The sequence below is a fragment of the Xenorhabdus ehlersii genome (genome assembly GCF_003610465.1).
Taxonomy (GTDB): domain Bacteria; phylum Pseudomonadota; class Gammaproteobacteria; order Enterobacterales; family Enterobacteriaceae; genus Xenorhabdus; species Xenorhabdus ehlersii.
Genome location: NZ_RAQI01000002.1, coordinates 443,013 through 467,290 on the forward strand (window position 1 = coordinate 443,013; position 24,278 = coordinate 467,290).

Genomic DNA, 24,278 nt, shown 5'->3' on the forward strand with positions numbered 1-24,278 from the left:
AATCTTATTTTTCCTCAGATTACAAAAGAGGATTTTATATACATATCATTTATATCATTCTTAGCCCCATAAATTCAGTCTGATCTGAAATGATGGGTGCATTAAGCATCCTACTTTAGAATGTATCTTTAATTACATATAAAATAAAAGGGAAACCATATGTATAAGAATTTTTTCAAGCCATTAAGAATATTTAACCTGTTAAGTTTTATTCTACTTACAGCAACGATTCATGGCTATGCTCAGCCTCAACCTTCTAATTTTGACCCATCTGATCCAGCCTATAATCATGTTAGCGTCTTCATTGAAGAAGAAACACTGCACACTATCCCTAGGCCATATTCAGCAGTACACCATTATGGACCTTTTATGCGTTATACCATAGATCCACAAATAACAATTCGTTTTAATATAGAAGGCGGTGAGAGTGAAGATATTCGTTTGCAACCTCTTGTTGATGAAGCAGCAACATATTGGAATGAAATTCTTGGAGATCAGGGCCTGACTATAGTACCATTTTCGTCAGGTGGTGGCATTCCAAATTTTATTATACAAACAGTTCCAAATTCTTATTTTTATGATGATTTTAATATGCAAAGTTCTATGGCAATTACATATGAAGCAGGTTATTCAGGATTAAGATATCTTAATAGCCACTACTCTTTTATTACATCGCCTGGAATATATGTTAGGCAAAGTGATGAAATAACTAGAGCAGAGTTACAACAATTAGAAACTAACTTTGGAACCAACAATAGGACAGTTTTACTAGAAAATTTCGTTTACACACTTATTCTCCATGAATTTGGACATGCAGTAGGGCTTTCTCATCCAAGAACAAGAACAAATGCAATTTCGCTTTATCCACCATCAAGCGAGAGATGGCATACTAATGATGAACTGGGTGTTGCCTCTCTTGAAACTTTACAAGATAGGCCACAGCCAGGTCTTATGGAAAATTATCAATTTGAATTTTTGCAAGCACTTTATCTTTATAATCAACCACAATATCAACACCTTGCAAGACACATGATCCATTTATCCGATGGTGAGAGGCGTTGGATCCGGGCCATGGTTTCTTGCACGCGTAGGTACGATCCACCTCCCCCCGAGGAAAATAGAGAGCTGAATTCTAATGTCAATAATCAAACGTGTCCAAAATTTGTTTTTCTCAATCGGAAATATACCCGTAGAACAGCTTGAAATAATAAGATTTCTCAGTTTATTGATTATCAGATAACACGTTAATTTGGGGATAATTATGGCTGTAGTACCTAGGGGTTGTTGACGTTTTGTGTTCATCATTTATTCTACCCACATTGGCAGCCAGACAATAATAAACGCCAGTGCCAACATACTGGCGTAATTTCGTTCTAATTTATCGTATCTTGGTAACTGGTTACCAATCTGTTTGTACAGGTCGCGTTTTTTCGGCAACGGTAAAGACGTTGTCTTTATGCTGTTTGCGATCTGACCAATTGGTATTTTGCCCGTATTGGTGCTAGGCGGGAGATAAGATCTTTTTTTGATCTTGCGGATTGGTACATTAAAGTGAGGGTCATGCTCCCAATGATTAGATATTGTGATAAACTCCCTGCTTTTTATTATGGGGGAGATATGGCTAAAGTTGATGTGGTTTGTCGTTACTGTCATAAAACAGAAGAGGTCAAAGGGCATGGAAAAGGGCGTACTGGTCATCCCCGCTATCACTGCTATGCCTGCCGTAAAACCTTTCAACTGAACTATACCTATCAAGCCTGTCATCCCGGTGTGAGAGAGCAGATTATTGATATGGCAATGAATAACGCCGGTGTCCGTGATACCGCCCGTGTACTGAAGATAGGGGTTAACACCGTCATTCGCACGTTAAAAAACTCACCCCGAAAAATGTGACCCGCCTTCCCCTTGAGGGAAATGAAATCCAACTTATTTGTGACGTTGATGAACAATGGTCATTTGTGAGTAGTAAGAAAAATCAACGCTGGCTCTGGTATGCTTGGGAACCTCGCCTCAAGCGAGTTGTGGCGCATGTTTTTGGTGATCGAACTTCCTGAAGAAAAACATATTGTTGGAAAACATTATACCCAACGTATAGAAAGAACTAATTTGATATTCCGTACCCGTTTAAAAAGACTGAATCGAAGGACGATGGGCTATTCCAAATCAAAGGAGATACACGACAAGGTGATAGGGCGTTTCATCGAACGTGAATACTCTTCTTTATAGGGTGATCTAACTATTGGAGTCATGACCCCTCAGAGGGTGCCCTTACCACGGGGCGGCGCACTCGCGGGAAACGGCTCGTTTTCCGATTTCCATGCTGTCAGCAGCAGGTCAGTTAACACATTGATATTCACAAAGAATAAAGGCTTTGAGGTGACAAATTTCTGAGAGAGCTGTCACCTCGATGTCTTTTATCTATTTGATTAAAATATAAAAATCACGTAATTACCTGACAGTATGAGGTGTCGATGTCTAACGTCAGTAATCTGGAGGACGCCTACAACTGGAGTGTTGCCAAGATTGCTGAGGCGTTTGGCTTAAACTGCGGCACAGTCAGAAAACGGTTGTTGGAGACCAATGTCCCCATTGCTAATACGGTCAGGGGAAATCCTGTTTATGCCTTACGGAATAATGGGCGACTCTCTGGAGAGAATGAGGCACTGACAACTAAGCTATCAGAGAAAAACGCCATTATCACCACCCAACAAGAACGCATCCAGCGCCTCGCAGAACTAGACAAGACTCACACTCAGGAACTCGTCCATGCCAAGGCTGAAATTGACACTCTTCAGGCTGATGTTGCCGCTGGCCGTCGCAAGCTGCGCATCAAGGCCGTCTGTCCCTCCGTGTCTGAAACCGTTACCGCCGGCGGCGTGGTCGATGGAACCCCGTCGAACTCACTGGAGAAACTGGATCAACTGTTCTCGATATTCGAGAAGGCATCATCAACGACCGGGCAAAACTGAGATATTTGCAGGAATATGTTAAGGCTGAATGCAGAGGAAACAATGGAAAACCAACACCGTAAAATCACTGGCTACCGTGAATTAACCCAAGATGAAATTGATTGCATGAACAAGATTAAGGCGCTTGGGGAGGATCTGGATACGCTTTATGACTATCTTGTCATCACAAATGCACAAACGGGCAATCACCAAATTGACATGCGTTGGCTGAACGAAGGCCGCACTGATCTACAAAAAGGGATTATGTGCTGGGTTCGTGCAGTGGCTCAGCCAACAACATTCTGACCAACTACCACCTCATAGCAAATGATGCTGAAGTGGCGGGACTAAATGCAGTGTCATTACGAGAGGACGGCGGGAATTTTGCCGTCCTACTCGATTTATCAATATGTTCAATTTGGTTAATTTATTGGTGGAATAAAGGGAGGCGGCGGTGGAAAAGGCATTACACAGTGCTCCCCTGTAGGTGTTAGAACGCATACAATACCATGCGATAATGCACTGGGAGTGTTAGCATAAGTTAGCATTGAAGCAAAAAGAGCCGAACCCGCCAACAGGTAAAGAAGAAGATATTTTTTCATTTTATTCACCTTATCTTACTGACTACAACAAAGACCAATTAACCTAATAAACTTATTTCCACCCAATAATAAGCGAATAATATTTAACAATTGATTAACGCTTGAAACTAAAACCAATATTTCTGTGTCCACTCCCTGAGTGGCTACAGGAATAACTCATGCCGCCACCCGTTCCCACTGCGTACCCAACGCACACGGGATGGTGGCATTTTTATTTCCGAGGCGCACCGAAAGCGCCTTTTAATTACACCGAACCTAACCCTATAGAAATGAACCCTCGAGGTACCCAAGAATTGGAGATGCTCAAACGCAATTGTGCATTGCGTAGACCGGGTAGAGAACCTTACGACGTGAATGAGTATCTCACAATGCTAATCCGAATAGATGACCGTTCATTAAAAAAACAAATGGTTGAGTTACAGCAACAATGTTGTGAAAAATGCGGTGAATCTTTACCCGTGACGGAATGCTGTTTTTCAGGTGAGGTCGCGTGTTGGAATACATGGGGCTGGCATGAACTGAAATTAACGCTATAAAGTGTTATTTCTGGCGTATCGTTGCATTTACAGATTGTCTCTGTCACATATATTAAAAGCCGAATTTAATGTAGGGGGAGTTATGGGACAATATCGGCACACAGTATCTAATGTCATGGCGATGGCTAGTGATGAATTAATACAGAAAACAGTTCAATGGCACACTTATGATGAGGGTAAGTTTTATTGTTTTTTAGACGAACCGAAATACAAACCCAAATATAGGCTCAATATTGTGGGACACTCATCTCCCCCTGGTTCTTCAATATTATTTTGGGGAACAATGTTGCAGGCCCATGGAATGAATCAAGTGAAATTTTGTAGCACAGTTCATAAATTAGTTACTGGACTAAAAAACAAAGGACAAAATATTCAGAGTATCAGAATAATAGCTTGTTACTCTGGTACAAATGGGCTTGCTCAGTTATTAGCTAATCATCTCCATATGCCTGTTAAAGGTTGTTTAGGAGGGACGAGAATGAGCTCAACCGCTAGCTTACGTCCAAATCTTCATATAACTCGTTACCTTATTGATAAGCCAGATAGAGATAGTCAATATTTCCCAGAAGAGAGGGATAGACAATTGCGACATGATCCTGGCTATGGGCTGTATAGATGGTATGACCCTCAAACGCAGCAATCAGATTCAGACAGCGAATTTGATGCGTTTGTTAGTCAACGAGTACCAAGAGAAAATAGGCGGTAGCATAACGGATTGTAACTCGCTAAAATAATACCATCGGCCTGAACATCCGAACCTAAACTTATGCTGCTGTGCCATTACCTTAAGGGAACAAGAATGGCGCAGCATAGTTTTATCAAAATTTCCGCCGACACCCTACGGCCAGCTACTCCAGCGACCAGAGAATACCTGCATTTGAAAATCAAATGCGGCGATGTGTTGCAGGCTGATTTTAAGAAAGCCCGCAATCCCCGTTTCCACCGTAAATACTTTGCCCTGCTGAATCTCGGTTTTGAATATTGGGAACCCACCGGTGGCACGATTTCTCCCGAAGAAAAGGCTATTGTACGCGGTTACGTACAATTTCTGGCTCACTTCGCGGGTAGTGAAGATGCCTTGCAATCCGCCGCTGATGAATACCTTACGGGTTTATCCAAAAATCGTGCTCACAACATTATGAAGTGGGTGGCATGTATGGAAAAGGCTACGCAATGCGTAGCCTTGAATTCATGGGGGGTTATTTATTGCAGAGTATATATTCTAACAATAGCGATTCTTGCTACAGAGCTATTAAATCCCGTGGCTTGAGTGAGCGCCTCATTCTCCACCGCAATTAAAAAATCACTAACCCCACCCGTACTCCAATCAAAACCTAAAGCAATCTGCGAGTTAACCAGAACTGAGTTGTCACTACCAAGGCCGCTATAGGTAACAATATATTGATTCATGAATCGATCCTCCTCTTTATTTTGTCTAGCACACACTACAGCGGGTATTTTCTTTTTACTATTTGATTAATTAATCGCCTGTCATAAATTTCATTTAAAGCCATCCGTGACTTGGGGGTAATCAGTATATTTAGCTCTATCCCGAATTTCCTTGATACTCATACCAAATACATCGCGATGGTTTGCACACATCCAGCAAGAGCATAGGCAAGGTGTTCTGTAACATATCTCTGCTGATGTTTTATCAGGTTGACCACCAGCATTATTATACCTACCGCGTTTTACCTTTAAGCGGTACATGTGATGCCGTTTAACAGCGAGGCTTTTCTTCATAAATAAACTCACCCAATTGTTGCGCGACCGCATGATTATGCCGCCGCTTAATCGTGAGTTCTGAATGGATTGTTTTTCTCATAGTGAATATTAACGGTTGTGATTACTGATTATATCCCATAGCCAGTAACAGCCTCTTCCAAAAGGTCATTCCGGTAGTTAGACAAAATCTTTAGCGCAAAAGCGGTATTGTCGCAATCAGCCTCACCAATAGCTGCCAATATTGTCAGTTTTACCAGCTCAAATGACGCATTGAGTTCAAATCCATTAAGTATTAAGAAGATGCTCGTTGCCTGAAAAGCTGTTCGTTTGTTTGCATCATTGAAAGCGTGTGATTTAGCTATCGCTATCAAGTACATAGCTGCAAATTTAAAAACATCTTCGCACCCTTCATAATCTCTCAATGTCTGGACACGAAATAAAGCACCCTCAAGTTTATTAACATCAGGCTCGCCGCCATTCGGAAGTGTTTTTCTCTGAATTTCAATAAGTTCTTCTGTTGAGAGAAATTGAATATCCATTATTTATCTTCCAATGCCTTTATAATATCTGCATATTTAGTTTGAGTATGCAGCAAGGCTTTCCTGAACGCTTCGGAACGAGCATCATCAATAGAGTTAGTTGCATCAGTAGGCTCATGCTTTGAATTATCAGCCTGTCTCGTTATTTTTTGTATGTCGTTAGCTTTTTCCATATACACCTCTTTTTCTGTATGTGTACAGATTAGCAGCACCAATAAGACAGTCAATGTATATAATGCAGAGCTAGTTACAAGCCATCCTTGGCTTTGCCCCATTAAACGCATGTGCTATATCAGGTGTTAGCACAAACAGGTGTGGATTTAGTTTGTCCCATGCATTCTTTAAGTGCGCTAAGTTCTTATGCAATGCATTAACGTTCCTGAGTTCAATTGAGAGATCCATGTGTATTTCTAGCTTTGGCAATTCTTCCCGGCCAAGAAATTCGCCTTCAATCGCCTTAGTTGCCAGATATTCTATCGCAGATGGGAGTTGGTCATGGGTTAGCTCATTTATATGACCTACCCCGAACTCATGATGAACCATCTGGAATAGCTTTTTATTACTGACTCCATACTTACCCATCAGAGTATTAACCAGTCCACAAAGAGGGGTGCGGTCTTGGGTTGTGGTTCCCTTCGCCTTAACTTCGCCAGTCGTCCAGTACTCATAAAGCACATCGTCGCACTCTTCCTGATAGCGGATTACTTTCTCACGGATTGACACTTTAACTTTATTGGGGCTGATTGTTGCTAACCAGCCAGCAAGTTTGCGGATGGCGAGTCAAGCCATTGATTGTTAACCACCTTTTGTAGGTATAACGATTTCCGTGATACCTTTTGAAAAGCGAGTTTTTAACTTCTCTAACTGCGATTGCCAAGCTAGCCCCATGCCATCGACAATCTGCTTCATTGGCACATATGGCTCGCCGTTATAATTAACGACATATAGATCGGTGCCATAAAATGGAACGTTAACGCGATGCTCGACTTTTATGGTGAGTTGAAATGACATAGCCGCTCCTTTATAACTTTAAGTTGACAAACAAAGAGAAATAAAGGAACAAAAGGCTATGTCACAACAAGATTTTATCATTTGGGTGTTTTGTTGGGTATGGTTGAATACCTGACCTTATTGATCCGCAAAGATGATGCGGCGTTACGTCAAAAAATAGAAACACTGGCAGCACAGCAATGTGGAAAATGTGGTGATGCACTTCCGGTGACGGAATGTTGCTTCTCTGGTGAAGCCGCGTGCTGGAATACCTTAGGCTGGCATGCGTTAAAATTGTAATTGTGTGACATGTCACATTACTATCATGGGACCCGCTTTGCGGGTTTTTTAATGACTTCATTGCTTGACTTCATTTTTATCAACGCTAATATGACTTCAATATTTGAAGTCACGGTGTATTGGCATATGAACAAACAAGTTTCAGCGCTCCGAACGTGGCAGCAACGCACATTGGAACAGATCTTCAGAACGCCTGTATCTTCAGGAATTAAGTGGTCAGATATTGAATCCTTAATCAAGGCACTAGGTGGTGAAATAAAGGAAGGCCGGGGTTCGCGCTGTAAGTTTTTGTTAAACGGGAGTATTGCCAATTTTCATCGTCCCCACCCGTCGCCAGAGACAGATAAAGGCGCTGTCGCTGGCTTGCGGGAATGGTTGGAAAGTATCGGAGTGACACCATTATGAGTAAACAACACACCAATGTGATGGAAATAGCCGGATTGTCGGCGGTTATCAGCTATGTGCCTGAAATTGGCATGTTTCGGGGAAAGTTTTTAGGCTTGTCAGGCTATTGTGATTTTGTGGCGGACAGTATCGCGGGATTGCACGCCGAAGGCAAACTGTCATTGAATGAATATCTGGACGATTGCCGCGCGGCTGATATTGAACCCTATCAGCATCGTGAGAAAACCAAAACATTTACCCTGCGTTATCCTGAATCATTTGGCGAACGTTTAAATCAGGCGGCCAGTGAGCACCATATTTCGGTTAACGCGTTCATTCTAGACACGTTGGATGAACGTCTAAGAAATGGCTAAAATCGCCGTTATTATTGCGTGACCTGTCACGAAGCTATCATTAAACCCGTTTTAATGCGTAATACCGCTCGCTTAAGCAAATCAAGATAAGTCATAATCGTCCTCAACTGATTGTTTGAGGCCGATTTTTATGTCTGAATTTTCTCGTGAACTCCAAGCTACTGCGGAATTTAATTACCCCGAATCTCTGGATGCCTTTAGCCAAAACATTCCGATGGCATGGGTGACTAAAGCGGTTAAAGAAACCGGCCGAGCCACGGTGCGAAAACGTCGATTTCCCGCCGAACAAGCCGTGTGGCTAGTGCTGGGCATTGGGCTCATGAGAAACCGTTCTATCAATGATGTGTGTGACAAATTAGACCTGGCTTTTCCTGACGCCAAGGGGGAACTGCCATCATTAGCGTCAAGCCGTATCTCAAAAGCCAGACACCGCATTGGTGTTGAACCCTTGCGGCTTCTTTTTCATACCACCGCCACCGAATGGGAAAAAGAGGACACAACGTATTCTGTGTGTGGCCTGAAAATTTTATGTGTGGATGGCACCCAGTTTAAGGTGCCTGAAACAGGCGATAACCAACAATTGGGTTATGCCTCCGGTAAAGCCACCTTTCCTTCCGTGTTAGCGCTGACGCTGATGTCCGCACGAACACACCTTATCTCTGATGTGGCGTTTGGCCCCATCACCCAAAGTGAAATGAGCTACGCCCAACAATTGGTTGGTTCTGCGCCCGAAAATACGCTGACGTTGTTTGACCGGGGTTTTCTCTCTGCGGAATTATTTCAATCGTGACGGGGAGCCGGCAAAAATACCCATTGGCTGACGCCGATAAAAAGCAAGATGCGTTATGACATTGTTGAGGAATACAGCCCTTATGATAAATTGATCGAGATGCCGGTTTCTCCCCAGGCCCAACAAGCCCATCCTCACCTTGGAAAAACCTGGCGGGCACGTCTTATCTTAATTCCGGATCCGAAAGGTGAAATTAAAGGGTTTATCACTTCAATGGAATGCCCGGTAACCTATCCGCTCAACGCTATCCTGGGTGTGTACTGGGAACGTTGGGATTGAAACCGGTTATGGTGAACTGAAACAAAGGCTACTCAATAACACCGCCATCCTGAGGAGCCAGACACGGGCCGGTATTTATCAGGAATTATGGGGCATCTTGATTGCCTATAACGTGGTTCGGCTGGAAATGAGCCGGATGGCAAAAGTCTATCGTGTTGAACCGCTTCGGATAAGCTTTATCAATGCGTTACGGCTGATACAGGATGAGTTTTTATGGTGTTCGGGACGTAGCCCCGGTACGATCCCACAAAAATTAAAAGCGCTCAGGGAGAATGGCAAGAGACTGATCTTACCGCCGAAGCAAAAACGCCCATCCGTCCCACGGCAAATACTCTGCAAAACATCACGTTACCCTTATAAAAAGAGAACCGCTCACGCTTAAGCGAGCGGTATTAGTCGTTGTCCCGGCTTTCCATCAATCCAGCCAGGCAAAATTGAGTTAACAGTAATTGGCAACGTGGCGCGGATAGCCCCGTCAGAGTGGAAATATCGGAAACAGAGGCCCAATCATACAGAGGTACTGTTTCCAGAACACAGGCGGCTATTGTTGTCATATCTTCATGTTTTAGCATGATAATTTTAACCTTCTGGTCAATTAGTCGGCGTGAACACACATGTAACTCTGACCAAGCACAACAGCAAGTCTTATGTTTATTTCAGGCATAAAAAAACCTCGCGCTTGGCGAGGCTTGTTTGTCACGGTTACAAATAGCGCAACATATACTGAAATAGTGGCTCAATGGCTCAAGGATGTCAACACATTCGCGACAAGATTTTTGCTTTTCTTCCCTGTTCCCGACACGAAAAGGCACCTTGCAGCGGTTGGTAAAGCAAATATTCCGTGGCTTTTAATATTTCCTCAACTTCACGGCGGCAGGTTGACAGAGAAGGTTTCCGTAAAACCAGTTGACCGCTACGACGTACCATTTTTCTCGGTTTAACGATGGCATGGTAATAGCGGGCAATGGCTCTATCTGAACGATTAAAGACATACCGGCTTAACAATATGGCAAAGGCTACCCGGTCAAGATGGTAGATATGATCAACCACTCTGGCGATTAGCATGCCTTCGTCGTCATTGCATATCGGGCGTTCTGGATAATCTCGAGGCTCTACTCGTGCCATAAATTCCGCAATCACGCTACTTTGACGCTTATCCAATCTGCCGGAGTAAATCCACGCACCAAATTTTGCTAACCATTCCTGTAACCAGATCGCCTGTGATGTGGTCAATTCCAGCCCATCCGTCAAAAATCTCAACTCCGACATAACCGTACCTCTTCTACTTCCCTTTTAACCTGGGCTAATAACTCAATTTCTGTTCCGTGGAACGCCTGCCATGTTTTCGGTGCAGCATGGAATCCACTCAGATAACACGCCCGATGATGGCGAGGACATAACGGCAGAACGGAGAAGTGATCGGCACGTTGTGCCATGCCCTGCCCGGTTCGCACATGATGAATTTCAGCCGGAGAGGAACCCAGTCCCAGATTTCGGCAGGCAATACAACCGAGCGAGGCCACATCTGACAGCCACTGTTTTTCACTGTTGGTCATTGGTCTTGCCTCTCCCTTACGCAAAATCAAACAACTGAGCCGCCGCATTTTCAGCAGCATCTCTGGTCGGGAAATTGCGGTACAAGATGAAATTCCACAGCACGTTCAGGGTGGATTGATAGAGAGCCTGAAATTCCAGCTCGTCCATTTTGGCAAAACTGACCGAGCGGGGTTCTCGGTACACGCAGCCATCTGGCATTTCATAGGTATCATAATGACCAGATTCCACCGTCACCCAGCGTCTGAAAGCATCAAAGGATTTAGTGGCCGTAATATTGTGAGCACGATTTTTGGATAAGCCAGCAAGGTATTCATCAGCCGCAGATTGTAAGGCACCTTCACTGCCAGCGAAGTGAGCCAGAAATTGTACGTAACCGCGTACAATGGCTTTTTCTTCGGGGGAAATCGTGCCGCCGGTGGGTTCCCAGTATTCAAAACCGAGATTCAGCAGGGCAAAGTATTTGCGGTGGAAACGGGGGTTACGGGCTTTCTTAAAATCAGCCTGCAGCACATCGCCGCATTTGATTTTCGAATGCAGGTATTCTCTGGCGGCCGGAGTAGCCGGTCTCAGAGTGTCGTCGGAAATTTTGATAAAACTATGCTGCGCCATTCTTGATCCCTTAAGGTAATGGCACAGCAGCATATGTTTAGGTTCAGATGTTCAGACCGATGGAGATGATTTTAGCGGGTTATAATCCGTTATGCTACCGACAATTTCTGTAAGCGGGAAGTATCCAGACTTTGCTTGATATGCCAGATATCATAGGCATTCTGCATGCCCAGCCACACATGCGGCGCACTGCCGATCACCATTGAAAGGCGTACTGCCATTTCAGGAGAAACATCGGACTGACAGCTAATTAGCCGTTGTACCGTAGACGGCGCAACATCCAGTGCTTTCGCCAACGCTCTGGCGCTGAGATTCAAGGTTTCCATCGTTTCCTTTATCAGCTCGCCCGGATGGGGCGGATTGTACATTGTGCTCATCAGTGATAATCCTCATAGTTGACGACATACACATCACCCTCAATGAATTCAAAGGTGATGCGCCAGTTCCCGGTTACCGTGATTGACCACAGCCCTTTTTTATCCCCGGTCAATGGATGTAAAAAGAAACCGGGGACATCGATATCTTTTACTTCTTTTGCTAAGTCGAGAACACTTAAACGCAAACTGATCTTCTTTACCTGTTTAGCATCAATACCTGCCGTAGAGCCAGTCTCAAAGAATTTCTTTAACCCTTTATGCTTAAAACTTTTTATCATGTCATCTTATGCCTTTAGGGTGTTGCGCACTACGCATTATATAATATGCCGCGTAATACGCAACACTGCTTTATAACGTTAATTTCAGTTCATGCCAGCCCCATGTATTCCAGCAGGCCGCTTCACCTGAAAAACAGCATTCCGTCACGGGTAGCGATTCACCGCACTTTTCACAACATTGATGCTGTAGTTTGGCAAACACTGTGTCAGAATTAATCAAACAATTCCTGGCTTCAGCCACGTTTCAGGATCTAGGCTGTGTCCCTTAATGTAAATTGATAGTATTCTCATCTAAACTGTTTTCAATATGGGAAAAAGATGATGGCACGCTACGACATTCCTGATGACGCATGGATAGTGATAGAACCTTGTTTGCCCCCGGTCCATTCAGAGCGAGCAGGACGTCCACATGTTGAACACCGCCGTGTGATGAATGGGATGTTCTGGGTCTTGTGCTCCGGGGCACCGTGGCGTGATTTACCTGAACGCTATGGCCCTTGGAAAACGGTCTATAACCGATTTAATCGCTGGTCAAAATCGGGCATTATCAACAAGATATTTAATCGGTTACTGTCCATTCTGGATGAAAAAGGCTTGATTGACTGGGCTGAAATTTGCCTGGATGGCAGCAATATTCGCGCGAGTAAAGATGCCGCAGGCGCGAAAAAAAACATCCCGATATCACTGACGATCATGCGCTGGGTCGCTCACGCGGTGGTTATGGCACCAAAATCCACCTGGCAACCGACGGAAAGGGTTTTCCCCTCAACCTGATGTTGACCGCTGGGCAAGCTCATGAAAGTCAATCCGCCATCCCTTTGCTCGACGGCATTGGTATACAACGCAAAAATGGTTTCATGAAACGACGTGGCAAAGCCGTGCTGGCAGACAAAGGGTATTCGAGTAGAAAGCTCCGCGGTTATCTGCGTAAATTGAGGATCAAAAGCGTTATTCCTTATAAAATCAATGAAAAAGGCAGTGCTGATGGTCGTACGCAATTTGATGAACAGGCTTATCGTGACCGCAATGTTGTCGAACGCTGTTTCGGTTTTCTGAAAGGAAATCGGCGTATTGCAACCCGTTACGAAAAAACCGCACGAAACTATTTGTCCATGGTGAAATTAGGCTGTATTCGACTCTTTTACAGGCGGTTATCTAATTAAGGGACGCAGCCTAGCCACAGACACCAAAAAAGACTATCGGAAATATGCCAACAAGCTGATCCCGGTCTTCGGGAAAATGGCACCGGACAGAGTGAAACCTGAACACATCAGAAAATATATGGACAAACGCGGCCTGACAAGCAGAACACAGGCCAACCGTGAAAAAACTTTCTTGTCCCGTGTCTATAAGTGGGGATATGAGCGTGGGATGGTCAAAAGCAATCCGTGTAAAGGCGTTCAGCAATACAAGGAGAAAGCACGGGAACGGTATATTACCGATGCTGAATATCATGCCCTTTATTCCATCGCTCCGACTATCGTTAAAATGGCGATGGAACTGGCGTATTTATGCTGTGCGCGACAAGCTGATGTTTTGTCACTCACCCACGCACAGCTCATGGAAAACGGGATCTTTATTCGCCAGGGTAAAACCGGAAAAAAACAAATTAAGGCCTGGACGAAACGCTTAGAGGATGCAGTAAAGCTCAGTGATACATTAATTACTGACCCAGGTATTGTCAGCCTGTATGTCATTTGTCAGGCCACGGGCCATAAATATACCCGTGACGGTTTTAACAGCCGCTGGAAAAAAGCGAAAAATATCGCGAAAGAAACATTTCCAGAGCTGGATTTTAACTTCACATTTCATGATCTAAAGGCAAAAGGGATTTCAGATCTGGACGGGACGCTGGCTGAGAAGCAAGTGATTTCCGGTCATAAAAATATTACCCAGACAGCAAGATACAACAGAAAAATTGAAGTAGTTCCGGTTGTTGGCGGTCAACACGCAGAATGATATTAGGAAAAGATATTAGGAATTTATTAGGAATGTGATTTGCGTCATGAAAAAAGCCACCTAAAGAGGTGGCTTTCTTTAACGCTAACTTACTGTTTAACAGCAAGTTTTTATATGGTGCCAGGGCGGGACTAGTAATTGCATTTAATTACTTGAATATATTTAATTTATTTTTATATATTGATTTTATGCCCCTTTTTGTGCCCCTGAAATGTTTAGTTTCTTTATCTTTCTATTTTATTGATTTTTATCATTAATGTTGGTTTTTCCCTAAGAGGTAAAGAGCACATAAAGAGATTATAGATATAAAGTGTAGTAGTTCATACTTGTTCTGACAGTCATCCACTTTGATTCAGGGCCTGTCAGATTAAATTCGGGTCAGATTTTTTTCAGCCCAAATTGTTTTTCCTTCCAATAATGTCTCTATTGGTGTGCGGCCACGACTCGTTTTTCCTTGATGAATGCGGTGATAGAGAATGGTTATGATGGACTCTAAAGCCCAGCTCACCGTGGATGTAATTGCCAAGGTGGCACAAGGAAAAATCAGCATTATTAATGCGTCAAAGCTGCTCAGTAAATCCCGCCGGACGGTAGAACATTATCTTCAACAATATCAACAAGTGGGTATTCGATAGCCAACCAGAAAATCGAGATCTGAAAGTACTGTGAGGGACGTTTTACGGCCTACTTTGCAGGCCGACAATTATGTGTCTCTGAAGTGATTGAGCCGACAAAACCTTCGTTGTATGATCTGAAAATTCAGAGAAAGTTGGATGCGCTGGCATTAGCAGGCACACTGGACAATATCGCTGAAGCCACCCGACAGAGTGGCTGTTCCCACGACATGTTCTATCGTTACCGTAAATTTTTCAGAGAAAAAGAACCGGAAGCACTCAAACACACTCACCGTTAATCCGGCATTATATCATAAAAATCGGACTGCCCGTGAATATAGAAGAACAGGTCATTGCTTTTTCACTGGAAAATCCCCATCTGGCTACGGGAACAAATGAATACCAGTGTGCTGCGAGTTGAGAAAGCAAGATCATCACTTGCTAACGTATTGTGATGATCTTCGATTGAGTCATTAAGCTGGGAGCAGGTATACTGAAACGACAAAGTCCCTCGATAATTAATCCGTCAGTCTCCCTCGGTAATCACACTACTACAAGCAAAGTTAAATTAAAAATGGCTCTGTGAAAGTGATATGAACTTATCTCCATCAATGTTATCAGATGATCTCTATCGTGGTAATATGTACTGACACCTAATAATCCTCATGAAGTTCAATATATAGAATGATAGTTACAGCTGTAGATCCTTGGTAAAGGTTCAACAGAAAATTATCTAAAAGTTGTTCGATATTACAGAGAAGATACCTTTTTTCTCAATGTAGAAACCCAATTCATCATATGGATTTCCATAAGCTGATGCTGATAACCAGTTAAGACTTGTAATTAAAATATGATCATTATCCCAAGATAATATCTTTGCATGAGAAATAGGGTTTTTCTTTTTTTCTAAAACAATTCCATTTTCTCTTAGCGAATCGCTTATTTCTTCAAGTTGCTGAGTATTTATGCCTCCACTAAGAGATGAATAGTACATGTTTATATTCAAGTTATTATTATCTGTCATAGAACTTATTAATGGTGTTAAAATTGGTCTTTCTGCATTGTTGCTTATTCTATGGCTTGCAATGAATATTGAATGTTGTGCATTGTCTCTTGCATCTAATACATAGTCATGATGTTCGTTTTTAGTGACAATTTTTATTTTAACATTTTTATTTTGAGAGAGTTCTGGGGTTGAATTATGAAACGTTTTTTTCAATTCGTATGAGATGGCTGAAATGGATTTGCTCAAATAGTTTGATACTCTTGATTTCCCTCTTGACATTATGCTCATTATATCTAATATTTCGGTGGTAAGGGAATTATTTGTTACAAAAACAGAGCATTCATACCGATTAAATCCACTTGCTAACCAATTACATGAACCTATAGTAGCACAATACCCGTATTCCAACGTGTCGCATACTATAACTTTTGCATGTGAGCCAGTTGGATCTGAATGTATAGTGAAAAGTGAAGTTAAACCAAGCTTTACTATTTCTTCTCTATAAACAGCAAGCCCACTAAGAAATTGATTATAACTTCCTATATTTCTCTCATCGTCAGGTTCTTCTTGTCCCCATAATATATCAATTTGTACACCTCTTTGAGCAGAACAAACTAATTTTTGAAAAATCACTTGAAAGTTCTTTAACTGTATAAAGGTCGAGTGTATGATAATTCTGCTTATAGCATTATCGATCATATCCATCAAATGATCACGATGGTTTTCTGCTCCAGATATTATACTAAATTCACTTTCATCAATGAAATGCTCTTCAAATCGATTCTCATGGGATTCGGTATTATATTTACTCAACTTTGAGCTATTATTGTGAGAGTCATTTTTTTCTTTATTTTCAATTCGTTTTAAATTAGCAGCAGCGATAATATCAGCAGCTAATTCTTTTGATATATCGGATGGCACTCCGGTTATATTATCCGCTTCATCAACCTGTGCTATCGCAAAAGTTGTATTTTGATAGTACGGTCTATCATTTACTCTTTCTTCATACCCAATAACTTCTTCATCAGTATCTTCTACACAATTAAGAACGTCTGACAAAAATGGTATATGTTTCTGATTTTTAATATTAAGTTCTGTTGCAATAGAACCTTTGTTCTTAAGCAACTCGTTTGCTTTATATTTTTTATATGTTTGATAGTTTTGATTTCTTGTACTTACCCTATAACATTTAGCTGTTTTAGGGTCTATTAAAAATTTCCTTGTAGACTCGATAGGCTCTCTTTCGTAGGGGAGTTCTTCAAGGTTTGCAACATTTCTCCCATTTTCAGTAATTCTGAAATGATATTTGGAATCTAACTCTACTAATTCAACCCACCCCAACTTCATAAAAGGAATTATTATTTCAATTATTAATCTTTGTGGAAGGTTAGATTTTGAAGATAATTCCTCGATAGGGTATGATTTATGGTTAATTTCAAGGAGTAAAAAATGGTCTAAAGCTCCCCATCTATGCCCTTTGAATATTTTAAATTTATGAATACCAAAATGAAAAGGAACTTTAACATAGATATTTTTATTTTCCATTTTTTTTGCCTTTATTTTCAATTAGTTCTAATTCAATTGAAGAAAGTTTGCTTTCAGATAATGATAAATCCAGTTTTTTTGTTAGTTTTGTTATGAAATCATATTCTTCTAGATTTTCCTTGGCGATCCTGTTAGACCAAGATTTAAGAAAATCATATGAGCCTATTATAATTAATTTATGTTTGGCTCTACTGAATAGAACATTTATGCGACGTTGATCTGATAAAAATCCCAAAGCACTTTTAATAGTACTTTTACCATTATTTCTTACTAACGAAATTATAATTATATCTGCTTCACCTCCTTGGAATGAATCTACTGTCAGGCAATAGCCATAATTGTCATCTGGAGGAATGAAATTATTTAACAACGTTTTAAAGCCATTCTTTTTTTTCTCTATCTCTATAGATTTAGATATAAGTTTTACTTGGTTGGAGTAGGGTGAGAGTACAGCCAATTTCATTTTTTTAGTAGGTGCTGCATTCTTATCGAGATCTTTTAGTAGCGAAATTACTTCCTTGCATTCATTTTCATTTGACCATATTGGTTTATGTTCTCCTGCACGACTACCTTTAACTTTCTGTATATCAGGCTGGTTAATCCAGATAATTGGCGGTGTGTTTTTGAGTGCAGATTCCTCTTTTAAATTTATTACTGCATCAAAATCTTCGTCAAGATATTTTCTTTCCATATCCTTATCTGTAACTAACTTGTCTTTGTAAAAAACATTAGAAATTACTTCTGCTATATATGGATGCATACGATGCTGGACTGATAGCATAGACGATAGTTTATTTTTGCGTATTTTATCTTTACCAAATAATTGTTCGTATCTTATATCCTCTTGTTCATCAGCCAAAATAAGTGATTCAAATAGGTTTACAAATCTTGTTGCTCGTAGTCCTATTTCTTTTGCTTGGCTGCCATTAATAGAAGAAAAGTGTCCATTACGAATCAGTTCATTCTTTAATCTAAAATTGTTTATGCTATCCACTTCTTCGAAAGTGTTTGTTAGCTTTTGATTGTTAACTAATATATTTTTTAGTTCGATTGATCTATATGGTGGTAATTGATGATGATCGCCTATCATTAATCTACGGTAAGATAACAAAAGAGGACTAATCAGTTCTATACCCGTGACCTTTCCACTTTCCTCCATGATTGACCAATCAAACTGTGCTCTCTCTTTTATCATCCGTTCTACATAATCAGAATTTGTTGTAGCAAATATTAAACTTGCTGATTTTATCAGTTGATTAATCAGAGGATATCTTTTTGCAGGAGGTGCTTTAAGTAAGTTGGCAATATCATTCTTTAATTTATGATTGGATGAATCTCTAAATAAATCACTTTCGACAAACCTCCTTAAATATTCTAAACCTGTTTCATCTGCACTATTTAATACGGCATTGTCTTCCCCCGAAACCTTGTTGCATCTAACAATAATGGGGGAGTTGATATGTTCTTCTTGATTTGTAAAATCTTTGACGACTTCGTGATAAAGATGTTGTACGGTTGCATGGTTCTGAGCAGTAAAAAGTATTCTACTGTTTGGTTCTTCCTTGAATATAAATTGAGAAAGTGCTTTTACTAAGTGAGTTTTACCAACCCCAGGAGGTCCTTGTACAAGATTCATTGGTAATGTTGATAATACTTTGGAAAAAACTTTTTGTTTTGATTCATCTAATGAAGCCATTATATCTTTTGCAATAATTTCTTCATTATTCACTAAAAGGTGCGATTGCGGGGAAGTAATTACATTCATTAATTCAACATGATTTTCGAGCATGTCCAAAGTATTAGCATGTCTTGTGATTTGTCGTAATGTTCCTTCAAGGGAGTCAGGGACAATGAAAAACTCTTTCCATTCCGGAAGTGGTTTTTTTGATATAAAACTGTAAATATCTTGTTTGTTAGAGTCATTTTCATAGCCATAAAGCTCTAAAAGAATTTCATCATCGACTTTACTGAAATCTTTGTTATTCACAAGACTCCAGGATAGTTTGTCATTATTGTCACTACTGTTTATAATTTTCTCAAGCCTTACTGAAGGCGATTCTATACCAAGTGATTTTGATAATTCCTCAGTTGCTTCATCGTGCCTTGGCACAAATTTAAAAATCCATGAGCTAACATTATCTGGTTCACTGTCTTCACTAATGTTTTCCACAGGGAAAATCTCTGCCTTGGCATATGCGATATTAGCAATATGTACGGCTGTTAATCCTTCTAATAATTTTAGATGAGCTTCATTCCTTTTGTTCTTGTCTTTACCTGTTTCTGCGAATACAAGATTCCACGGCATTAAATTTAGTGAGTCATCGTTATTACTTAAGAATTTCTTAGCTTCATAGTGAGTAAAGCAAGAAATGTTATTGCTATTGATTTCAATATAATTTTCTTTATTGAAAAATTTAGCTGGTAGTTCTAAATATGCATATTGAGAATATCCTAACTCCCATGTTTTATCGTTAGTTCGGTGGTCTGGTTGAAATGGAGTGAGAACATAACAGAGTTCTTTCCCCCTCAATATTACTTCGTGGTGGTTTGTTTCTAAAGTGTTTACAAATAACACAGGTGAATCAGATAGATCATCACACACAAATTTCTTTATTATTTCAGAGTCATCTCTTGAAATTGTGAAGTGATTTTTATTATAGAATTTCTTTTGTATGCAGTGAAACAAATCTTTCTTTTCTTTGTTATTATTTGGTTGCTCATATTTTGTATTTATTGCTACCCCATGTATGTTTTTTGTTTTTTTTATAAAATTCGGTAAGCTCATTAATTATACGATTAATAGAGTGTAGAATTTCTTTTTCACTAAGAAGTTCTTTAATAGCATTTTGCTGTATAGGTTGGATACCCAAAAGACTTCGAATTATTGTTACTTCACTTATTGTTAAATCGTGATTGGATATGAAGTGTTCTGCAGAGAAACTAAGATTCTTGATCTGACTTAATTCTATTTTTAGAAATTTTGATATCAATATTCCCAAGTCGATCCAGTCTGTAGCGAAAGTTGATATTTTTCCTTGCTCACCTATTGGTTTTATTTTCGCAGTGGTGAGAGTTGGCATCCGTATTGACCATTCAAAACCTGTTAGCTGAAAATCATTATAATCATCATCTTCATATTCATATGTAAGAATGGAGTTTTCATCTAAATGGCGATGCAATAATCCTTGTGCGTGAAGTAAACCAATAGCATTTGTAATTCTGCATATGTTTTTCCAGAATCTTATTCTAACCGTGGGATCTTTTAATCGAGTCAACCAATGGCTATTTCTTGGAAGGGATAATGTTTTTCTATTGAGCAAATAAGATGCCGGAACTCTCCCGTCAGAGTTCAGAACAAGATAGAAGCCTTCATTCGTTTTTTTTGATTCAACAGGGTAGACTATATAATCCCCAACACCGGGATACCCTTTTAATCTTTGTAACTGTCGTAATTCATGTTGCCAAATACTTTCAAGGACTTGCTCGTCACTTGTAATATTTCTTGGCCAGTATTTTATAATGAAATTCTCACCATCTTTTTGGGAGAGTATCAAATTTGGAATGTTTTTGTCTTCTTCTGTTTTTAAAATATTATCTTCGACGATCTCATAATTATCTAAGATATGATTATCAGTCATATTTCAACCTTACTCCAATATGCATGTGGAAATTTTACTGGTGAGAGCTGTAGTTTTCATATACTAACTCTTTTATGCTACCGCCCCAACATATGCAAGTATGCTGTATATTGAATTCATTGCTATCATAAATATGTAACTTTTACAATTAGTTAGTGAATGTTGTCTTACTTGGATCAAAAAATATTATTTCTCCATTTTCGATGATTATGTTTGAATGTTGATTAACTAATTGATTTTTTGGATATTTACTGTTTTCAAGTTGATTTGTGAACTCCAACAGAGTAATAGGCTCTGATCTACAGACTCAAGGAAGTTAGCCTACAATTGCAACATAAGCTTATTTTTTGAGACCACCAACGAAATTACTGTAGGTTCATGGATATGAAGCTCGGACCGAGCATTTTTATCAATTGCGGAGAAAACTATCGTAGCTTTACTTTTTCAAGCCAGCCAAGGCTTTCTTGTTAATTCCTTGATGCTCAGGTAGTGTAAACATTGTTCCATTTCTATGGCTTATCTGGTGTTCTATGGCACCTTTGTACAACAATTCTTTTCGGAAGAGTAGATAGCTGACTTTACTTATCTTTCTCTGTATTCTTTTTACCCTCAAACAAAAAAGCCGTGAGGGATAAAAATGGTCAAATTGGGATGCCATTCCACACTCAGGGCTTCATATTAAAAATTATCATTTTCACGAAGTCGATCACAAATTAAAGTCGGTTATTCCTGTGGCTTAGAGCGGACTTTCCTTTCTAATAATTCTCCAGTATAAGAATCAAAATACCGACTAGGCCAGATTTCTGAAGGGTGGACACCGAGATAATCAGCAATTATCCATTCACCTTTAGGCCACGGTCTGCTGAAAGCATTTGCCAGTGTTGATGAACTGAGTCCCGCTTCACGAGAAACAGCTGCTAAGGTTGTACCGCGTTTACGCAATGCAGCAATAATATCGGCTTGATGCCAGTCATTTCTAATATTGTTATTCATTCCTGTTACCCCTTCCATTAATTAATATTGATGGTGGTGATTCAGACGGGGTTCGCAGTACCGGGACACTCGTCCGGCGAGACCGAAGTCTCCCCCACCTGAACCACCATTGAAAAGGCGATAACAGGCACACTTGTAGAAACATCCTACCAGTGGAGTGTCTTTAAGGCTGCGAAACCTTACCACTAGATTTTGCTAATGGCGGAGTTACTTTAACTGATTGTTTTATCTAACTCAATAACTGGACTGCTAAGTTGAACGACTATAAACCCGCTCCACATAACGCCCACGACCATCACCATGCCCCAAATCCATTGAAACCAGTGCCCTTGCTTCCAAATGACTAAAGCCATTCTGTTGGTAAAAATTCAGCGCCTCCTGCGCCCATGCATAGCGCAAACTATGGGGCGAATGGCGGCCTGTTAAACCAATCCGTGTTGTGTGTGTCCGCCAGTAGTTCATGGCCTGCTTGAGATCTGATTTATCAATCAGCCTGCCGTCTCGTTGTTCTGCAATAGTAATGGCCTGTTCTACAGCCTCTTTCACTGCTGCAACATTCAATACACGAATTTGTCTTGGCCTACCGCCTTTTGTACCGAAAACAACATGCAGTTTCGGCTCTGGTTGCGCTAACTGTTTGCGCCAGCTTTTCAATGATGCACTGCATTGTACCGCTTCCTGAGAACGTAACCCCAGCAATCGGGCGAGTTTCAGTGTAACGGCAAGTCCGACATCACGTTCTAGTGCTTTCTGATAAACAACTTGAAACGTGGCATCAGGGATCGCTTGTTTTGTTCCGGCGCGGCTGGTTCCGCTTAATCCCAATGTCTGATTACTCAAACGCGGCGAGGTCTCCAGTTTTTCTCGGCCTGCCATGCGAAAGATATTACGAAGCGCAGCCATTTCATTTTGCACCGTTCGTTTAGCAATCCCCTGAGACAAACGGGCATCAACATATTGTTCCACATGCTTGGCTTTCAAATGGCTGAGGCTTTTCACCTGAATATTCAGGCTCAATAACAACGCACCCAAACGATCTGCGATCCGAATGCGGTCATGGCAGGTCTTATGACTGCCGCCACCCTGCCGAGCAAAAAATTTTAATTCCTTAATCAGTCGGCTCATCGGCTTCCCCTTATTGATACCTGATAACATGCGATCTCTGGCGCGCGAAAGTGTGGCAAAACAGAAAATGCCTGTCTTACCCTTGACTGATATCTGTGCGCCAGAGTGAACGCAGGTTGAGGTATTGCGGGGTATCGGTTGAGTACACTGTACTGCCGCCTGTATTAACAGGTCATCCCCACTGGCTAAAAGCCAGCCTCGATATTGTCAAGTTATCCTTTTCCAATCTATAAAATGCAGTGTCAGATTCACTGCGCGGTTAAGTAGGCCTGAGCCTGTCATGGTTTGATTTTTCTTTGGCTGCGGCGTCACTTTCAGCGATAAACCGGCAAAAAGTGACGCCTTAAGTTCCACAAACAGTCAGCAAAAGTCGTGCAATCGTTGAAATGCCAGTAAGCATCGCAAAACGTCGCAAGGTTCAGTGTCAAACGGTAGCAATGAGTTAATCGTTTAGGTGTAGAAAGTAGTCTACTGAATATTTCAAACAGGGATAGTCAGAAGTATGAACGGGATGCATGAAAGACATCCGGTTGTTTATTGAAGATAAATAAAAATGTGATCTGGTACTGATATGAAAAGTCAGTGCATGAACCAACATCCAACACACTTCGGTAACAATATAAAAACACCTATTGGGTGTATTTTTCAGTTTAAGAAACCTTCATCACCAGACAAGGGGTTTATGTCTGACAATATCTGCTTCCAAAGGTGGGCAGATGTACCGCAATCTTGCTCTCCCTTTCAGGCTACGGGAGGTTTTTTGCCATTACAGCTATGTGACCATCTATGATGGTCAGGAAGTTCGTTCAGGCTAACTGATTTATTAAATATTCTCAACCAATATTTACGCTACCACCACCGATAACCACACCACCACAATCAACTGTATCACCCGTTCTGGCAGCTGATTTTCCCTCAATAAAAACAGAATTTGAGCCACTTGCTATCGCCCGAGGGTGGGATGAATGTGATTGTAGAGCATCTCCTTGCCGGGCGAGATAAGCACCATCCACTTTGACGCTGTTAGCACCAGTAATGACTGGCGTTGCCGGACAATCACCATGTTCTGTACCGATATCACCGATTTTGACTGCATTTCCCATACTATTT

At 41.0% G+C, this 24,278-nt stretch carries 30 protein-coding genes and 5 pseudogenes; 18 read left to right on the forward strand and 17 right to left on the reverse strand.

Annotated features, from left to right (window positions below):
- The first annotated feature begins 159 nt into the window (after positions 1-159).
- Positions 160-1,203 carry a hypothetical protein gene (locus BDE27_RS08035; protein WP_099133744.1) on the forward strand — a complete coding sequence of 348 codons (1,044 nt, stop codon included), beginning with the start codon at positions 160-162 and terminating at the stop codon, positions 1,201-1,203.
- A gap of 102 nt (positions 1,204-1,305) precedes the next feature.
- Here the strand turns inward: BDE27_RS08035 and BDE27_RS08040 are convergent.
- A pseudogene (locus BDE27_RS08040) lies at positions 1,306-1,389 on the reverse strand (IS5/IS1182 family transposase); the annotation flags it as partial.
- A gap of 228 nt (positions 1,390-1,617) precedes the next feature.
- Between BDE27_RS08040 and BDE27_RS20380 the strand changes: the two are divergent.
- The 7 genes and pseudogenes from BDE27_RS20380 (at position 1,618) to BDE27_RS08070 (ending at position 5,356) form a co-directional block, all read left to right on the forward strand.
- Complete coding sequence (locus tag BDE27_RS20380; protein WP_370588224.1) at positions 1,618-1,893, forward strand: IS1-like element transposase; 276 nt, start codon at positions 1,618-1,620, stop codon at positions 1,891-1,893.
- Positions 1,894-1,958: 65 nt separating this feature from the next.
- Positions 1,959-2,226: pseudogene (locus tag BDE27_RS20385) on the forward strand (IS1 family transposase).
- Positions 2,227-2,471: 245 nt separating this feature from the next.
- Positions 2,472-2,969: a lysis system i-spanin subunit Rz gene (locus tag BDE27_RS08050; protein ID WP_244208724.1), complete on the forward strand. Its 498-nt coding sequence runs from the start codon at positions 2,472-2,474 to the stop codon at positions 2,967-2,969.
- Positions 2,970-3,011: 42 nt separating this feature from the next.
- Positions 3,012-3,254, forward strand: coding sequence for an Acb2/Tad1 domain-containing protein (locus BDE27_RS08055; RefSeq protein ID WP_099133745.1), 243 nt, complete (start codon positions 3,012-3,014; stop codon positions 3,252-3,254).
- A gap of 454 nt (positions 3,255-3,708) precedes the next feature.
- Positions 3,709-4,086 (forward strand): hypothetical protein, encoded by a 378-nt coding sequence (locus BDE27_RS08060; RefSeq protein ID WP_208638572.1) that lies wholly within the window; start codon positions 3,709-3,711, stop codon positions 4,084-4,086.
- 82 nt (positions 4,087-4,168) lie between these two features.
- Complete coding sequence (locus tag BDE27_RS08065; protein ID WP_099133746.1) at positions 4,169-4,792, forward strand: hypothetical protein; 624 nt, start codon at positions 4,169-4,171, stop codon at positions 4,790-4,792.
- 93 nt (positions 4,793-4,885) lie between these two features.
- A complete protein-coding gene (locus tag BDE27_RS08070; protein ID WP_255430602.1) occupies positions 4,886-5,356 on the forward strand; it encodes a DUF1367 family protein in 471 nt (156 codons plus the stop codon).
- A 583-nt stretch (positions 5,357-5,939) separates the two neighbouring features.
- Here BDE27_RS08070 and BDE27_RS08075 read toward each other — a convergent pair.
- The 3 genes and pseudogenes from BDE27_RS08075 to BDE27_RS08085 form a co-directional block, all read right to left on the reverse strand.
- Positions 5,940-6,353: a type II toxin-antitoxin system death-on-curing family toxin gene (locus BDE27_RS08075; RefSeq protein ID WP_099133747.1), complete on the reverse strand. Its 414-nt coding sequence runs from the start codon at positions 6,351-6,353 to the stop codon at positions 5,940-5,942.
- Positions 6,350-6,523, reverse strand: coding sequence for a hypothetical protein (locus tag BDE27_RS19895; protein WP_244208725.1), 174 nt, complete (start codon positions 6,521-6,523; stop codon positions 6,350-6,352). Before BDE27_RS19895 ends, BDE27_RS08075 begins: the two co-directional genes overlap by 4 nt.
- Positions 6,524-6,593: 70 nt before the next feature.
- Positions 6,594-7,361 (reverse strand): annotated as a pseudogene (locus tag BDE27_RS08085) (phage antirepressor N-terminal domain-containing protein).
- 99 nt (positions 7,362-7,460) lie between these two features.
- Here BDE27_RS08085 and BDE27_RS08090 point away from each other — a divergent pair.
- The 6 genes from BDE27_RS08090 (at position 7,461) to BDE27_RS19610 (ending at position 9,849) form a co-directional block, all read left to right on the forward strand.
- On the forward strand, positions 7,461-7,640 hold the full coding sequence (locus BDE27_RS08090; RefSeq protein ID WP_208638573.1) for a hypothetical protein: 180 nt from the start codon (positions 7,461-7,463) through the stop codon (positions 7,638-7,640).
- Between the two features lie 126 nt (positions 7,641-7,766).
- The gene (locus BDE27_RS08095; RefSeq protein ID WP_208638584.1) at positions 7,767-8,045 is read left to right on the forward strand and encodes a type II toxin-antitoxin system HicA family toxin; all 279 of its coding nucleotides are present in this window, start codon (positions 7,767-7,769) and stop codon (positions 8,043-8,045) included.
- Positions 8,042-8,398, forward strand: a complete 357-nt coding sequence (locus tag BDE27_RS08100) for a type II toxin-antitoxin system HicB family antitoxin (protein ID WP_099133748.1) — start codon at positions 8,042-8,044, stop codon at positions 8,396-8,398. The genes BDE27_RS08095 and BDE27_RS08100 overlap by 4 nt, the downstream gene beginning before the upstream one ends.
- Before the next feature lie 130 nt (positions 8,399-8,528).
- A complete protein-coding gene (locus BDE27_RS19600) occupies positions 8,529-9,188 on the forward strand; it encodes an IS4 family transposase (RefSeq protein WP_208638574.1) in 660 nt (219 codons plus the stop codon).
- A 48-nt stretch (positions 9,189-9,236) separates the two neighbouring features.
- Entirely contained in the window at positions 9,237-9,467 is a 231-nt protein-coding gene (locus tag BDE27_RS19605) for a hypothetical protein (RefSeq protein WP_208638575.1), read from the forward strand.
- Positions 9,442-9,849 (forward strand): hypothetical protein, encoded by a 408-nt coding sequence (locus BDE27_RS19610; protein ID WP_208638576.1) that lies wholly within the window; start codon positions 9,442-9,444, stop codon positions 9,847-9,849. Before BDE27_RS19605 ends, BDE27_RS19610 begins: the two co-directional genes overlap by 26 nt.
- Positions 9,850-9,859: 10 nt before the next feature.
- On the opposite strand, the gene BDE27_RS08110 is transcribed toward BDE27_RS19610, so the two are convergent.
- The 7 genes from BDE27_RS08110 to BDE27_RS19405 all read right to left on the reverse strand — a co-directional run bounded on the left by BDE27_RS08110 (position 9,860) and on the right by BDE27_RS19405 (position 12,508).
- Positions 9,860-10,039, reverse strand: coding sequence for a hypothetical protein (locus tag BDE27_RS08110; protein WP_099134137.1), 180 nt, complete (start codon positions 10,037-10,039; stop codon positions 9,860-9,862).
- Between the two features lie 181 nt (positions 10,040-10,220).
- Positions 10,221-10,736, reverse strand: coding sequence for an antiterminator Q family protein (locus tag BDE27_RS08115; protein ID WP_099134136.1), 516 nt, complete (start codon positions 10,734-10,736; stop codon positions 10,221-10,223).
- Positions 10,724-11,023, reverse strand: a complete 300-nt coding sequence (locus BDE27_RS08120) for a Ref family recombination enhancement nuclease (RefSeq protein ID WP_099134138.1) — start codon at positions 11,021-11,023, stop codon at positions 10,724-10,726. Before BDE27_RS08120 ends, BDE27_RS08115 begins: the two co-directional genes overlap by 13 nt.
- Before the next feature lie 16 nt (positions 11,024-11,039).
- A complete protein-coding gene (locus BDE27_RS08125) occupies positions 11,040-11,633 on the reverse strand; it encodes a DUF1367 family protein (protein WP_120211336.1) in 594 nt (197 codons plus the stop codon).
- A gap of 89 nt (positions 11,634-11,722) precedes the next feature.
- Positions 11,723-12,010 carry a HigA family addiction module antitoxin gene (locus BDE27_RS08130; protein WP_099134134.1) on the reverse strand — a complete coding sequence of 96 codons (288 nt, stop codon included), beginning with the start codon at positions 12,008-12,010 and terminating at the stop codon, positions 11,723-11,725.
- Positions 12,010-12,288 (reverse strand): type II toxin-antitoxin system RelE/ParE family toxin, encoded by a 279-nt coding sequence (locus tag BDE27_RS08135; RefSeq protein ID WP_099134133.1) that lies wholly within the window; start codon positions 12,286-12,288, stop codon positions 12,010-12,012. Before BDE27_RS08135 ends, BDE27_RS08130 begins: the two co-directional genes overlap by 1 nt.
- A gap of 70 nt (positions 12,289-12,358) precedes the next feature.
- A complete protein-coding gene (locus tag BDE27_RS19405; protein WP_167450558.1) occupies positions 12,359-12,508 on the reverse strand; it encodes a hypothetical protein in 150 nt (49 codons plus the stop codon).
- Between the two features lie 101 nt (positions 12,509-12,609).
- Here BDE27_RS19405 and BDE27_RS08140 point away from each other — a divergent pair.
- The 4 genes and pseudogenes from BDE27_RS08140 (at position 12,610) to BDE27_RS08155 (ending at position 15,160) form a co-directional block, all read left to right on the forward strand.
- A protein-coding gene (locus BDE27_RS08140) for an IS5 family transposase (RefSeq protein WP_120211323.1) occupies positions 12,610-13,451 on the forward strand; the annotation gives its coding sequence in 2 pieces (ribosomal slippage) (positions 12,610-12,952 and positions 12,952-13,451; 843 coding nt in all).
- Between the two features lie 10 nt (positions 13,452-13,461).
- Positions 13,462-14,247, forward strand: a pseudogene (locus BDE27_RS08145) (tyrosine-type recombinase/integrase); the annotation flags it as partial.
- A 476-nt stretch (positions 14,248-14,723) separates the two neighbouring features.
- A pseudogene (locus BDE27_RS19410) lies at positions 14,724-14,879 on the forward strand (ISNCY family transposase); the annotation flags it as partial.
- A gap of 86 nt (positions 14,880-14,965) precedes the next feature.
- Complete coding sequence (locus tag BDE27_RS08155) at positions 14,966-15,160, forward strand: helix-turn-helix domain-containing protein (RefSeq protein WP_051870618.1); 195 nt, start codon at positions 14,966-14,968, stop codon at positions 15,158-15,160.
- A 434-nt stretch (positions 15,161-15,594) separates the two neighbouring features.
- On the opposite strand, the gene BDE27_RS08160 is transcribed toward BDE27_RS08155, so the two are convergent.
- The 6 genes from BDE27_RS08160 to BDE27_RS08185 form a co-directional block, all read right to left on the reverse strand.
- Positions 15,595-17,412: a phospholipase D-like domain-containing protein gene (locus BDE27_RS08160; RefSeq protein WP_099133536.1), complete on the reverse strand. Its 1,818-nt coding sequence runs from the start codon at positions 17,410-17,412 to the stop codon at positions 15,595-15,597.
- Positions 17,402-20,197 (reverse strand): AAA domain-containing protein, encoded by a 2,796-nt coding sequence (locus BDE27_RS08165; RefSeq protein WP_244208726.1) that lies wholly within the window; start codon positions 20,195-20,197, stop codon positions 17,402-17,404. The genes BDE27_RS08160 and BDE27_RS08165 overlap by 11 nt, the downstream gene beginning before the upstream one ends.
- Positions 20,130-21,050 (reverse strand): hypothetical protein, encoded by a 921-nt coding sequence (locus BDE27_RS19900; RefSeq protein ID WP_244208727.1) that lies wholly within the window; start codon positions 21,048-21,050, stop codon positions 20,130-20,132. The genes BDE27_RS08165 and BDE27_RS19900 overlap by 68 nt, the downstream gene beginning before the upstream one ends.
- 723 nt (positions 21,051-21,773) lie before the next feature.
- On the reverse strand, positions 21,774-22,043 hold the full coding sequence (locus tag BDE27_RS08175; RefSeq protein ID WP_038216601.1) for a helix-turn-helix domain-containing protein: 270 nt from the start codon (positions 22,041-22,043) through the stop codon (positions 21,774-21,776).
- Between the two features lie 249 nt (positions 22,044-22,292).
- Positions 22,293-23,168, reverse strand: coding sequence for an integrase domain-containing protein (locus BDE27_RS08180; RefSeq protein WP_038216604.1), 876 nt, complete (start codon positions 23,166-23,168; stop codon positions 22,293-22,295).
- 833 nt (positions 23,169-24,001) lie between these two features.
- A complete protein-coding gene (locus tag BDE27_RS08185; RefSeq protein ID WP_099133542.1) occupies positions 24,002-24,271 on the reverse strand; it encodes a PAAR domain-containing protein in 270 nt (89 codons plus the stop codon).
- Positions 24,272-24,278 lie beyond the last annotated feature (7 nt).